This window comes from Phyllobacterium sp. GQ127, assembly GCF_059758635.1.
Window position 1 is genome coordinate 16,497 of the sequence record NZ_JCAXDZ010000011.1, and the last position, 13,983, is coordinate 30,479.

The following is a 13,983-nucleotide window of genomic DNA, read 5'->3' on the forward strand; positions in this document are numbered from 1 at the left end:
GACGGTTCAATCACTGTAAGTAGCGGAAATTGATGCATGCGCCTCACGCCTTCGAGGATAGCGAAAGAATCCTCGTCGCGGTACAGATGATACTCCCCTTTTGTTCGTAGGGCCGCATCGACAAGATGAACTTGCTGTTGGATACGCATTTTGCGGCTGGGCGCCATTAGATATACCTTAGATTGCGGACATTACCACATAGATTCAGCGCGCTGATGTCAACTACGTAGCCGGTCTCTGGTTCATATTCGTTCAAGTCTGGACGGTTCCCAAGTAGCTCATAGAGCAGTGAATTAGTTATCGAGCACGGCCGAGACGTATCCGAAAGCGTGACGTTAGCAAATCACTACCGCGTTTATGTTGAAGTGTCCTCAGGCGACCCATTCGCCAAGAGCAAAAGATGCGAGCCTTGACTTCAGGAAGGCTCGTCGTGGGTTCCATTGGATTGGTCATTCAACTGGTGCCGGCTCATTGGCGGCAGGTGTTTGCGCTGGCGATTTCAAGAAATCCAGGTCAAAGGCGCGTCTGTTGATGACCCCCACCATCCTGTCCAACAGCGTGTCTGCATAGGGAGGGCGGATACGACCTACGCGCCGCAAGCGCCAAGTTATGCGGGCAGGCCGATCTAGCACAACGACTTTGTTCTCCTTGATCTTGACCGATTCCTCGAAAATCCCGGCCTCCACGTACCTGAACTCTTCGGGGGCGGCGAATGCCAACATCAACTCCCGTTGGAATGCCGTACCATCCAACGCCTCGGCTTTTGGCTTGTTCAACGCTTGGACCGCCTGGCCGGCTTCCTTCGCCGCTTTCGCAGCTGCTTTTTGGGCTGTCTTGAACTCGCGCGCGGAAGCCGCGCTTGCCTTCCCGGCGGCTATCAATGCCCCGTACTGCTGGGTCCGTGTCGCATAGATGCTCTTCAGGCCAGGAAGCAGTCCGTTCGGCTTCTCCTGCCCCTCCTCGTAGCTGATCCTTCCATCCTTGCGGAAAGATGCGAGATCCAGGATCGAGAGCAGTACTGTGGCCGAACTACGGAAATCGCACACCTGATACTTTCCGTCCATCGTCACGGGGAGCGTATACTCCTTCTCCTTGCCGACTGATTTTACGTCTCTCTCGATAATCTCGACGAACGTTGCGACCGTGCCGTCGCGAGTTCCGCGGGGCCTAAGAGCGATGTCGCAAGGCTGACCCAGTAAAACAAACCTACGGGACTTGGCGGACTTCGCCGTCGGCTCCGTAGTGTCCACTTGGAAAACGTCGCCGCAGGCTATCGGCGTAAGTGCTACGTTGATCAGCGAGTCGCTCTCCCATACCTCCGCCTTGCTGAAGGCCGCGAGCTCCGGACCGGCGATGGTCTCTGTTGACACAAGGGGAATTTCCCGCAGGTCGCGAAGCCGCTCGGAAGCTTTTAGAACCGCGTCATCTGTGCCAAACATCTTCCGCATCTGCTGGGAGATGAAGCCGGTCAACGCTCGCTCGATGACGTGGAGTTCGGAAACACCTTCCCTGTATGCTTGGCCCACGACGTGGCTATCCAGTTGCTCGGGCGCAATGCGGAGCAACGACGCGGCGGCATCGCTGAACGACACAGAGACTTGTTCTCCGGCTCTTGCGAGCACCTCATGTACACTGCGTCGTAGCCCGGCCCGCTTGATTGCTACCCGCAGTGCCTCTTCTACGGCTTTGGTCTCCGATTCCCCCGCTATACGGTGTTTCGAAACGACGCAAAGTGCGATCGCCTTGGCCACATTCGCCTCGAGGCTGTCCAGGAGGCGTTTCTCCGTGCCAGCCTCGTCTTCTTCCGTGGCTTCGTGCGTTAGTATGAATGCGGTCCCCTTCGATCCGAGCCGGTGAAGGGCGACAACGATTTCAAGTCCCCGGGTGTCGTCCTTACCCCCCGCACTGTCCTTGAGGTCGATCATGTAGCTGACGGTCTCGTCACCGGCGCCGCTGAGTTCCTCCAGCCGCGCATCGACACCGTCGAACGACCAACGATCCGCCTTCAGAACGCCCAGCAACTCGCAGGCGCGCTCTATCGCGTCCGTCGTCAGTTCCTCGGTAGGGTCGTGGTCGATGATTTGTTGACGCTTCAGGAACTCCTGCTTGATCTCGTTGCGGCGCCCTTGATCGGCATCGGCAAGGATCTGACGCATAGTTACAAGCGCGTCGTCGGCGTTGAACTCGAATGCGGCAACCACGTCGTTTAGTTCGGGAAAATCACACTGTTTTGTGGTCTCGATGTTCTGCCACAGCATGTCGGCTAAGAGGGCTGCAGTATCATTGAAGTGATCGTCGATCCAGATCACTCGGGTGGTACCGAGAAGCTTCAGTGCTTGCTCCAGGGTCATTTCCGATCTCCACTAAAAAGGACCGCGTGTAGGTCAACGTCGAACTTGAAGCGGCGGCCCCAACGGTTCCGCTCTGTGTCCAATGATATCGTGCAAGCGTCTAGCGAGAGTAGTTCGGATATGATGAACAGTCCCAGGCCCTGGCCCGGATCACCCTCGGGCTTGGTCGTCACGAACATCTCGAACAACGATTCTTCCACGTGGGGATCGACACCCTCGCCACCGTCAAAGAGAATGAACCCCCTGCCATCGATCTGGACCGTGATCTTCCTGTCCACCGGATGCGAGCTGCTCGTTGCCGCGCGACGTAGCCAATAGGCACTGTTCCTGACTAAATTGTCCAGGACTTGAAGCAGACGGCTTCGGTTCATGCGCACGACAGTCGGTTCGAGGGGAAGGACCACCTCAACGCCTATCTCGGATTTTTCCAGGTTTAGGCGTCGGTTCTCGAAGTATTCCCCGATGAAATCGCCGAGGGAAAAAGTATCCTTAGTCGCCCTTGATCGGGGCAGCATGGGGTCGATAAGCGACGCTGCCCCCGATATGGCCGAGCAGGATGCACGTATAGCCCTCAGGTCCGGCAGGATGGATTGTTGACCAGAACTGCCCTTGGTGGACTTTTCAATCGCGTTCGCGCGCTGGCGTATCTCGGCCAGATGCGTCCGAAGCTCGTGGGCAAGGCCCCGCGCGCTGAGACCTACCGCTGCGCTTTCGAACAGCCCAACCATTTGCTGTTGCTTATCGTCTATATCGCGCTTAAGACGCTTGAGAGCAAGGTCCGAACCGCCGCGCGGCAAAATCTTGGATCTCACCTCGTCGAAAGCGGCCATCGTCGCCTTCATTACCCTCATCGTCTCGTTGACCACGTCCGCACCAGAGTCCGGACCGCTTTCTATCTCCCTGATACTGCGGTCAAGGTCACTCGCGGCCTTGTCGGCTACGTCTTTCACATGCTGCGCCGACTGCAGGTTGCTGGAAATGTCGGCGAGCGGGTCGACGCTGGCTCCCGCCTGAATCGCGTCCCTATCGTCGAGATCCTTAACGTACTTATCCAGCGCACGCCGGGTATTCTCCATCGCTTCGCTGGCGAACCGCTGACAACGCTGGGCGATGGTGTGGAACCCGCGATAGGTAGCGTCTTCGACGAAGCCTTCCCGATCCGATTTTTCAATCAAGCCGAAGTTCTCGGCTCCCGTCAAGGCGAAATAGCCAACAGTATTGTCGACGCGCAGGCCGTATGTGCTGCCCGAGGTCATTTCGGACGACAATCCCAGCCAGTCACCAGGAGACCGAACCTTGAAGCCGTCCCTGAGTATCGATATCCCTGACATGCTCTTGATCACTGACGAATCGACCCCAACACCGGCCGCGGCCGCTTCGTCTGGCCCACGATCGTTAAGGTGGAAGTAGTAGAACGATCCGGTGAAGGGCCCAGGATCCTGGGTTGAAGCCTGGCCTTGCTCAAGGAAGAAGTCGCTCCAGTTAAAGGTGCGCTCTATTTTCAAATACCATGGCGCATCTTCGAACACTTCCACCTGATCGTACTGCTTCATCCGGCCCGAAGACTTCAAGGCCTTGGCGAATCCTTGCCCCCGATCGGGCCCCTTGAATGCCCGCTCCGTCTTGTGCTTCTGCTTTTCGTTTCGCTCCGACGCCAGCAGGCGCTTACGCATGAGCGCCCGGGCGACCAAGCGTCGATTGCCGGTCTGCGGGTCGTCTTCCCATCTGAAATGGAATTCGGCGACTGCACGCGCTAGTACCTCGTTGGCCAACCCCGACAGCGATTGGTCGACCCCGTCCAGTACTATACCTACAGGAAAGGTAGACGTCGCCTCGAAGGGCGAGATTAGCTGAGCAAGACTTCGCGTGATTTCGCTCAAACGTCTTGGGCGTCGCCATTCGGGCATGTCGTTGAGTCCGAGTATCGAAACTCGGGTCCCCTTGAACCCATTAGTGTTGGCTTCGTTGCTGATTGTTACGGGGATCTGGTCCACGGTATCGGCGACGTCGCAGTCGGCCCAGCGGAACTGTGCCTGCCATAGATCGCTTTCCGGCGAGGTGGCGGTCTCGATCAAAAGGATGTCCCCAAGCTTCATGGTGCCCAGACGCCCGAGGCCCTTGTCACCTAGCGGCGTCCGCCCACGCAGCGTCTTTGCCTTCGGCCCCTGTGCTGTCCGCTTGCGGGACTTGCTGATGACAAGCCAAGACGATCGCAACTGGTCGGGATTTAGGCCGTCGCCGGTGTCCTCGATCGTAATTCGACCCAGATAGTCGAGTTGTCTGGTGACCAAGGCAGTCTGATCGGCGGCCCCGACGGACTTTTCCGCATCTTCGTTCAGCGTAACTAGAATTTTGACGTTCTCGGCCGGAGCCGTAAATCGGGCTAACTTACCGGCAGTGCCGTGCTGATAAAGCGTACCTTGCTCGCGAGTGTCGATCTCAATCCGACACCCGGGGGAATCGGCGTCGTATGAATTCTTGACACACTCCAGGATCGCCTGCTCGACATCGGTCACGAGCTCGCGCCCAAGTTGGATGAGCACATGCGATCCCACGCGGAGTTGGGCAGTTTCTTCCATCAGGTGAATTCAGCCACTATTGTGGTCTCCGCTGTGATCATTGCACCCATGCTATTCATTGACGGCATCCTCTTGGTAGGCAGTTTCCGCTTCAAGGAGGCAATCGGTCGAGCGCCTATATGGCTCAACATCTCTCTGCATATGTCGTCGAACGGTACCTGCCGCCCGTTCGCAGTCCTATTGCCGGTGGTGATAACCCAGTGAGCCTTTCCCGGAAAAGTATCCCTGAGGTTCCGGAGGCCATCAAGAAAATCGAACATGAATGCCGCCACCTTTTTAGTCCCCTCGGGCCGGTCGGACCGATAGGCAAGGAACTCATCCAGTGTTGAGGAAACTCCACCCACCATCGCGGCTTTTCGTGCAACGTCCTTCAGCGATCCACCCAGGCTGGCGGTGTCCGTGGTGTGGGAGGTCGAGATGAGACCCGGCGTTTCCTGTGGTAAGTCGCGAGCATCTATCCAGCGCAATGCCAGATAGGAGAATTGCCCGTATGGTATGGTTGTCCGATTGTCTCCGTAGGGTGGGGAGGTGATCAGGAGGCGATGTTCCGCAGTGTTGCATGCCAGCGCGACGTTCCTGACGTCGCCGCAGAACACTTCCACAGCCGGGCTTGCGGGTCTATTTACGATTAGAGTCCGATATTCCGCGATCCGCTTCAACGTACGTCTAATATTGTCCTCGAACGTTGGTATCACCGCAGCGCCCGCCTTATCGGTGTCGGCACGCTTGTGGAGCTTGTAAGTACTCGTCCGGCTTTTCGAGCAGACGCGTATCGTCTCGGCGAGAAGCGTCCACATTACTTTGCGGCTATTTGGGTCCTGTAGGGTCGCTATCGATCTCCGAAGTCTCGACAACGCGATAACCGCCGGTCGGTCGAACCATTTTTCCAAACCGGGGAAACTGACATCGATCGTTTCATCTACATCCAAACGGTAAGTCTCGACGACATGCCGCGCCGCGGCCTCTACATCAACGCCATCATCGATAGCGGCCTTCGCCTGGCAAACTAGAACAGCCAGCGGGTTGATATCTATGCCGGTGAAATCCAATCCGCGAATGAGAGCCTCTGTCAAAATAGTGCCCGAGCCGACGAAAGGGTCTACGATAGCGCACTCCTGATCAATTGATTTTACAACCGCATCAATGATGTCACCTTGCATGGAAGGTACCATCATCGCCGGATATCGCAGCATCCCGTGTAGGTTAGGCCTGGAGTTCGTCCCAGTCACCGCCCACAACGAAGGCTGATCGTCCTGCATGGCTTTTAAACGACGTGACAAGGAGCTCATTGATGTTGATTCCGGGCGCCACTGCGGCACCGTTTGAAGTGTATCGGGATCGTCGAAAAAGATCAGGTTATTCTCCGCCAGCGCCTTGCTCCAAACCGGAATGGCACATAGCCCGAAGCAAGGTATGTCAAAAAGTAAAATTTTTCCTCAACGTCTTTGCGCTAGGGAAGCCGCATTCGGTCAGCTGACGACCACCGTAGGACATCCCCTCCGAAGTTGCAAAAACTGACTTGGGGAATAGCATACGGTTTCAAATCTGTTACAGTATCGCCAGTATTAGTGGGGGCGATACGGAATGCGAAAATGCGTAGCGGTATTTAGTGCAGGACTTATCTTAAGCGCGGTGGGCTCGGCACATGCGCAGCAGTTTACTAATAGTACCGATCCAAGACCTTTATTGCGCAGCCTTATTACAGCATTTCAATTTTGTGGGCCTCCCCAGGCTTATCAATTGCTCTCACCTCATTTGTTCCAGTTGATTGCAATTCAGACTAGAAACTCCGGGTGTTACCAGCAGATCGCTGCGGCCGGGCCCATTAGGTCTATGGTCAAACAAGACGTACAACAAATGCCAGCAGGTCCGGTGTTCGCAGTACGCGTAACACATCAAACTGGAGCGGTGGTTGACTGGTTCATCGGGTTGAGTAACTGGACTGGCAGGATCGAGTACCTGAACTATGTGAACGCATCCGTCGCGGCACCGGCCCCAACCATTGATGACGGACCGGTTGATGATCAAGGTGATACAAGTGGGGAGATTGTAAGTCCTCCGCCTCGTAACGATAACGACCCAGACTGCAAGATTTGGGGGACGATGTGTCAATAGTTAACGCTCTGTCTCGACGACGGTTCATGAAGAAGGCAGCCATAGCGGGCGCTAGCTATTATCTCGGGGCCGGGTGTGCTTGTGCACAAACCATGATCGGCTGCTTCCCTACCGACCCGCAGGACGTCCTAAAGCAAGCAACTGGCGGCTTCATGTTTTCGGGCCCGTCGGACACGGTTATTAAACCCGATTCTGGAGACAAAGACCTCGACTATGCGCTGACCGTAGCTTTGCAGAATCTGCGCGCTCTGTTTGATGTCAAGCCTAGCTTCGGGTTCTTCGATGATCAGTTTTATCCTGACGGTAATGCGGCTGCGACTGAACAGAGACTTATGGATCAAAATGCTGCTGGTACGATCATTTTCGGCAAAAAATTGCTGAAGGAGCTGATGAAGCGCTCAGATCCGGGCGCTGCTGTCTTGGCTGTGTGCGCTCACGAGTTCGGTCATATCGTTTCCTATGAGCTTAAGCTCTTCGAACAGCTCGTACCTGACAAGAAACTGCCTTTACGAGGAGAACAGTACGCTGATTACTTGGCGGGCTTTTTTGCTGGGACGAGGAAACTAAAGCGAAAGAGTTTCCCAGCGATCGATTTCCTCCAGACCCTTGGATCTCTGGCAGGCGGTCAACACGGGACTGAGGAGCAGAGAGAACAGGCGGTCTATAAGGGTTATCAGCATGCTTACGATGAGAAGATGCCCATCAGTGAGGGGGTCTTCAAAGGTTTTGACTGGGCTAAGACGCGGCCTGTGGCGTAGGGGGGATAAAATGAACAGACGGGACTTTTTGGGTAGTGTCGGCGTCAATTTTCTTGGCATGGTTGTGCCAAATGCCCTTCAAGCTCAAGAGAAAAGCTTTGAGGGCATTTGGGCATCCATCGTTGCGGATCCAACGCTTGCTCAAAGTGCGGCCGAGTATCGTGATTTCGCGCTCGATGAGAGTGCAAATTGCCTTAATGTTGTTAAGGACGGGGAGACAATATGTATAGTGACTGCTGCGAGACGTCCGCCTCGTCTAACTCCGTCCAAACTCGAAATATCACAAGCCGCCAAAGATCTTATCATTTTCTACGAAGTCACGGACAAAGCAAAATATGACCGGGATCTTCAGGCACCAATTTGGCCTGGCGGGGCGTCGGGCATCACTGTGGGCTTCGGCTACGACCTTGGCTATGTCTCAAAAAGCGAACTTGAAGAAGAATGGAAGGACGCAACGCATAAATTTATTATCGAACGTCTTAGCTCCGTCTGTGGACTGAAGGGTGAGGCTGCACAGAAGGCTTTGTCGTCTGTAAGAGAAGTTCGCATTGGTTGGGATGCAGCAAGCCGCCAGTTTGCGAACGTCTTGCTACCTATCTTTGTGGCGCAGACCGAAAAGTTCTTGCCTAACCTATCAAAACTGCATCCGGATTGCCGGGGTGCTTTGGTCTCACTTGTGTTTAATCGTGGGACTGCCTTGAGCTTGAGAGACGATACGCGTGATACGCGCAAGGAGATCAGAGAAATCCTAGAGCTGATGAAAGCGGAGGATTTCTTAAAGATCCCAGAAAAACTTCGAGAGATGACGAGGATTTGGAAAGGTCAGGACAAGGCCAGGGGCGTTATATTACGACGCCAAGCCGAGGCTGCCTTGTTCGAAAAGGGTTTAAACGCTTAAGTGGGAACCTGATCTGGCCTTATATTGGCTTTTACTACGCTCCTCTTTCCCTTCAACGGCGACAGAAGGTTGTCTTTGAATAAGAATAAGAACTCGCGTGCGGTTCAAACGGATATGTCGGTTGATGAGTGAATTTGATAAAGTCTTTAAGAGGAGATACATGTGAGGAGACGAAAGCAACTTCGCGCCAAATTCTGATCTCGCAGATAAACATAAGGTAGACCCGTCTTCATAGAAACTGAGTACCGGCTTTCCGAAGTCGCTAAACGTGCTTGATGACCCTCATCGCGGAGCCATAATCGTTTTTCACTTCGCCTAGCAATATGCAAAAATCTACTATGGCGAACAAACCTGATCAAGCTCAGTTCTCCATCTTGGGATGGCAGCAGAGCTACGGACTATCTCGACTAATCGCCCGTCCCACGGGTGCGTCACGGGCGAGACGAAGAATCGCCGGAGTTTTTCAGGGATCATTGCCAATCGCCCAGTTGCGGAGTTCGAGTTAGTTCTTCTAGTGGTAAACGCGTCGATAAACGTGCGGCCAAACCTCAACGCATTTATGCACACTGGTGAAGCAAGCCGTGGCTGTTGTGAAAATGGACGATCGCAAAGCATTCACGAATAACTTTTGCATGTAATGAGGCATCGAGTTCTGAATCCGCTTTGCGGTCATCTGCGTGTTTGTCGCCCGCGGTCGTTGCCTAAGGCCAGAAGCTATTGCTTATGGTATTGGTAGGACAGCTCCGTGTCCTCCGATTGCCGTTATTTCCAAAGAATGCGACCATCTCCCAAGAAAAATAACATACGCAAAGTGAGTCTGTTGGGAGGAAAAAATGCAGATCAGTACAGCTGACAAGAAACCCGCTGTTCGCAGTGAGGCAGACGTATTTAAAGATATTGCCGACCTCTGTGTGTCACCTGGATATGTTCATGCGATAGGGTACTTCTGTTTTCGGGATAACCTCATTAAGTTCAGTGAAAATCTAGTCGTTAAGGACATGGATTCTCACTATCAAGGCTCCAGTCTTCTCCGCTCTGAAATCTCTACCTTGATCGGCTTAATGGCTCGGGCACCGATCGGGCTCGAGCTGCCGAGTCCACAGATCATGCAAAACTACGTTGATCGCACAGACTCATTGATGAACGAACTTCATCACGCAATGATGACGAACGCAATTTTTGGAGGAAAGGATTGGGCTGCGCTTCTCTCAGAAGGTAGGGATCCATTCGATGATGGAGCCGCTATGCGTGAGCCCATCTTTTACGGTGGAGAGTCTGCATATACCTTCCAGTACGAGGCTCTTACTGCTCTGAAGTACGCCGTTGACGATCCCTGGCTTGTTGGTAAGCGTAGCTTCAGCATTACCGATGCTCTGACAGTCGCAAATGCGATCAGTGAAGGACATATTTCCAAGCTTTCTTCGCTTCGCGAGGAGATGCGCACAAAAAGTCCTGATCAGTGGACCTTTCTGCCTGCTTTCATGTTCACTGCGCAGGAGGTTGTTGACAGGTCTGGCCTGGACGCGGCGACTGTTGATGCTGTGCTGAGAGCCTTTCGATTTGAGAGCAGCGAGCGCACTTCCCTTTTTACTGGTATCAGTGAATTCAACGAAACGAATGTGCGGCCAATCCTGTATCTTCCTGATAGTTCCTATGTCTTGCTTCAGCACTACCAGCTTCAAGAATCTCTGTATGAGTCTCCATTTTTCTGGATGATGGCAGATGACATTATCGTTCCACTGCCACAGCAAATCGGGGGAATTTCACCGAAGTCTATACGAGTGATCGGCTCCGAGCCATTTTCGGCAAAGGTCGCGTGCTGAGAAACATCGACATCTATCGAGGCAAGAATCGATATGCTGAAGCCGACGCATTAGTCCTGTTCGGCAATCATGCGATCGTGGTGCAAGCTAAATCGAAACGGTTGACGCTAGAGGCGCGGAAAGGCAACGACCGCGTACTACGGGATGATTTCAAAAAGGCTGTCGAAAACGCATATGACCAAGTGTTGCTCTGTGCAGAAGCCCTGCAGAATCCCAACGTATTCGTTTTTCGTGACCCGTCCGGGGCTGAGATAAAGCTCCCCAATTCTATTGATGTGATCTTTCCGGTTTGTGTTCTGGCTGATCACTATCCCGCCTTGAGTTTCCAAAGCCGCCAATTTCTGAAGGTCAGCGCAACAGACTCTGTCAAACCTCCCCTGGTGATGGACGTGTTCACTCTTGATGTCATTGTCGAGTTTCTCGATACCCCGTTGCAATTCTTAAACTACTTCGATCTACGGGCTCGGGCGTTTGACAAGCTTCTCATAACCAATGAGTTGATCCCGTTTTCCTATCATCTTCGGAACAATCTGTGGCTCGACTCCAAGTACGACATGATCAATCTTGGGGACGATTTCACGACGCACGTGGATGTCGCAATGGCTGTGCGGCGGCAAGGCATATCCGGCAACCCTGAGGTGAAAGGGGTACTGACGCGGTATCGCGGAACGCGTACTGGCGCGATCCTCGACCAGATCCAAGAGGCAACAATCCCAGAACTAACCGAGTTGGGTCTTTGGATACTACAGCTTTCTGGCGAGACGGCCGATGGGCTGTCGCGAGCTCTTGAAAGTCAAATCCGAGCGGCGGTGAAGGACCATGTAACAAAAGACCTTACTTTTCCTCTCGAGGGGCAGTCTGCCGGATTGACCGTTCATCTCAGCGCATTGCCGGATGAAATCGCGCGAGAGAAAATCCTTCAGCACTGCCAATTGAAAAAGTACGATCTCAAAGCTAATCGTTGGTACGGGCTCGTCCTTCGTTCAGAAGACCTGCGGATTAGACATGCACTTGTTTTGAACGATCCTTGGAAGCGAAACATCGCCATGGACAAGGTGCTCGCATCGCTGCCGCGACGAGCGCCGGTTCGACTTGAAGCGATGGGGCAGGCTACAAGAAAGGTTGGGCGCAACGAACCTTGTGCGTGCGGCAGTGGACTGAAGTACAAAAAATGTTGTTTGTCTCGATAGCGAAGACCGGTGCTTAAATACTCATTGTTTGGCGGATCATCAGTGGAAAAGGTTGGTGTGTTCTTACCGCTCGGCTCGCAGCGCGGGGACGCCAGCTAGGGGCGATCCGATTTTCAGTGCAGTTCTTGCGAACACCTGATTGTAGACATTAGGGCTGCAATCAAAAATGATGAAAAATTGCCTATTATCAGCATTTTCAAACGAACAGTTGCCCCTTGGACTCTGAGATTGTACAGGTCGAGATGGTCCTCACCGACTGCCTTTTCAAGGCGGTAGTGCAAAAATAATTCAAGTTTGCAAATATCTGTGCCACACAAGAAAAGCGACTCGCAGTTGGCTGTCAATGCCATTGATTTAGCACGGGTAAACGAGACTTAAGCGATGCTGTCAGCGCGGCTCTGTCCTCCGGGATAGGGCGGCTTTTTTGCATTTATGGGGTTGCCAGTTATTATAATCGTCTTGGAAAGGGCAATCCAATGCACGACTTTTATATGTGACTGGAAAAATCTGTCAGATGAAGATGCGATTGACATTGCAGTGGAACGCCACCAGCCCGATACGGTCACATCGCTGGCCTATTTGTGCCTGGGAAACGGATGACGGTTCTAAAGACCCCGAATACCGCTTCTGGTTTGGATTGTTTCTCAAGCAAGTCCAGCGGCATCATGTCGGATGGGCCTGATCTGCTTCTCAAGCTCTTCGCCCCGTCTTGCCCTTGCGCCACTGCTCCAGTTTGCCAGGGGCTCAAATTGGCAGGCCGGCATATCCACGATAGGTAATTCGAATATTGGCTCGTAGCCCGTTTGTTAGCCGTGCTTTGTTTACTCTTGGACTTCTCTTGCAACTAATGCCTATTGCAAAAGTTTCCAGTGCAGCGTGGGGCACATTATGGTTATTTTTATCTTTTCAGACGATTACTGTTGAGTCCGATCAAACAGGCAAGTTGAAAGTTATTGGTTCTGTTGAAGACGCCGCTGATTTTCTGGTTCACGGTTGGCCAAAAAAGCGCGGGCCATATTACTTGGAAGCTCGCGCAGCTTGTTACGAGGCTATGTTAGGAAAGCTCAGCATCGATGAGGCCCGAGTGCGCTTCGTAGAAGCCTGCATCGAAGCGGATATTTACGTTCGTGAAGGGCGTTAGGTTCGGCGGGCGCGCAACTTCACTAACACGTCCATGGGATGCGCGTCCCGATATTCAGCAAAAATACGAACTAGCGCGCGTTCGGTACACCCCGCTGCAGCTGCCACAGTGACTGGATCTGAAAGGTGTTCAAGCATATATGCTTCCGCTAGCCTCAATTGACTTGGGACCAGTCGAATGGGGTGAGAATCTGGCATGCACTATTAACGCCAAAATCTCACAAAAGTTCAACTGATATATAAGTCATCATATCAAATCATCACGAATGAGTTCGTTTGGGTATCGCAAGTATACGTGCAAGCAGCGTGTTTGGTTCAATCGCGCCGTCTAGTTCAGCTGGGGATTTTTTACCAGCGATCGACGGAGGGGTGGTCCAGATACCGTCCCCGAGAACGCAGATACGCGATGATCTCGAACCTTAGATGATCTCGGTCGCCATACTTTTTCTTTATTTGCTCTAACTGGGTCGCGACGCTTTCATATTCTGCGTCGGGGATATCTGCATCGCCAACTACGTACATATGTTGGCCAAATGCGCATATATTGCAGCCAGTGTTTACCACTTCCTCGACAAAACTTGGTATTTCACTTTCCAGCATTAACCTTGAGGATTTGCCTGTCATTTGATGCTTCCTTCACCTCAAAAAGCCACGACTGGGGCCAAACATAGAAGCTTTCAATAACCACCGCGTCACACAAGTGCGTATACAATGGTTCCGCAGGGAAAAATATTCAATCGAATTGCCAGCTTCCTCTCGTGCGGATCGTACGCCGTATAAACGAGCTCTGCATCTCCCGTTTTTAACCAACGAATTGTTTGTTTTAGAAAAGATTCTGCGTTCATTTCCATCGTTAGAATTGCCTATAAGCGTTTAATTGCCATGATAGACGCCACATGCGCTCGAGTTCTCACTCACGCTCCGCGCCTCATTTTTCCCTTGCGCCACTTTTCTAGTTTTCCGGTTGATGGCGGGCGGCCAGCGGCCTCGACAGCTTCCTTTGCAGCTTCAATGAAGGCCATCCGAGCAACGCCGGGTGACAACTTGCAGTCATAACATTCCAGCAACGCATGCTTGGCGACATCCAGCCTTTCGGTATCCGTGCCAGGCCACTCCATTCACAAGGAAC

At 53.0% G+C, this 13,983-nt stretch carries 10 protein-coding genes; 5 read left to right on the top strand and 5 right to left on the bottom strand.

Annotated features, from left to right (window positions below):
* Positions 1–449: 449 nt before the first annotated feature.
* From AC6CHM_RS23745 to AC6CHM_RS23755, 3 genes are read right to left on the bottom strand one after another with little or no spacing between them, the layout of a single operon-like run.
* Positions 450–2,351 carry a hypothetical protein gene (locus tag AC6CHM_RS23745; protein ID WP_498175569.1) on the bottom strand — a complete coding sequence of 634 codons (1,902 nt, stop codon included), beginning with the start codon at positions 2,349–2,351 and terminating at the stop codon, positions 450–452.
* Positions 2,348–4,930 carry an ATP-binding protein gene (locus AC6CHM_RS23750; RefSeq protein WP_498175571.1) on the bottom strand — a complete coding sequence of 861 codons (2,583 nt, stop codon included), beginning with the start codon at positions 4,928–4,930 and terminating at the stop codon, positions 2,348–2,350. The genes AC6CHM_RS23745 and AC6CHM_RS23750 overlap by 4 nt, the downstream gene beginning before the upstream one ends.
* On the bottom strand, positions 4,930–6,105 hold the full coding sequence (locus AC6CHM_RS23755) for a hypothetical protein (RefSeq protein WP_498175573.1): 1,176 nt from the start codon (positions 6,103–6,105) through the stop codon (positions 4,930–4,932). Before AC6CHM_RS23755 ends, AC6CHM_RS23750 begins: the two co-directional genes overlap by 1 nt.
* 966 nt (positions 6,106–7,071) lie before the next feature.
* Here AC6CHM_RS23755 and AC6CHM_RS23760 point away from each other — a divergent pair.
* The 5 genes from AC6CHM_RS23760 (at position 7,072) to AC6CHM_RS23780 (ending at position 12,855) form a co-directional block, all read left to right on the top strand.
* On the top strand, positions 7,072–7,803 hold the full coding sequence (locus AC6CHM_RS23760; protein WP_498175575.1) for a hypothetical protein: 732 nt from the start codon (positions 7,072–7,074) through the stop codon (positions 7,801–7,803).
* Between the two features lie 10 nt (positions 7,804–7,813).
* A complete protein-coding gene (locus AC6CHM_RS23765; RefSeq protein WP_498175577.1) occupies positions 7,814–8,701 on the top strand; it encodes a DUF8812 domain-containing protein in 888 nt (295 codons plus the stop codon).
* 833 nt (positions 8,702–9,534) lie between these two features.
* Positions 9,535–10,524, top strand: a complete 990-nt coding sequence (locus tag AC6CHM_RS23770; RefSeq protein WP_498175579.1) for a hypothetical protein — start codon at positions 9,535–9,537, stop codon at positions 10,522–10,524.
* A complete protein-coding gene (locus AC6CHM_RS23775) occupies positions 10,518–11,714 on the top strand; it encodes a YecA family protein (RefSeq protein ID WP_498175581.1) in 1,197 nt (398 codons plus the stop codon). The genes AC6CHM_RS23770 and AC6CHM_RS23775 overlap by 7 nt, the downstream gene beginning before the upstream one ends.
* A gap of 787 nt (positions 11,715–12,501) precedes the next feature.
* Positions 12,502–12,855 carry a DUF982 domain-containing protein gene (locus AC6CHM_RS23780; protein ID WP_498175583.1) on the top strand — a complete coding sequence of 118 codons (354 nt, stop codon included), beginning with the start codon at positions 12,502–12,504 and terminating at the stop codon, positions 12,853–12,855.
* Between the two features lie 347 nt (positions 12,856–13,202).
* Here the strand turns inward: AC6CHM_RS23780 and AC6CHM_RS23785 are convergent, their stop codons facing one another.
* Positions 13,203–13,478 carry a Y4lK-related protein gene (locus AC6CHM_RS23785; RefSeq protein WP_498175585.1) on the bottom strand — a complete coding sequence of 92 codons (276 nt, stop codon included), beginning with the start codon at positions 13,476–13,478 and terminating at the stop codon, positions 13,203–13,205.
* A gap of 290 nt (positions 13,479–13,768) precedes the next feature.
* On the bottom strand, positions 13,769–13,972 hold the full coding sequence (locus tag AC6CHM_RS23790; RefSeq protein ID WP_498175587.1) for a DUF982 domain-containing protein: 204 nt from the start codon (positions 13,970–13,972) through the stop codon (positions 13,769–13,771).
* Positions 13,973–13,983 lie beyond the last annotated feature (11 nt).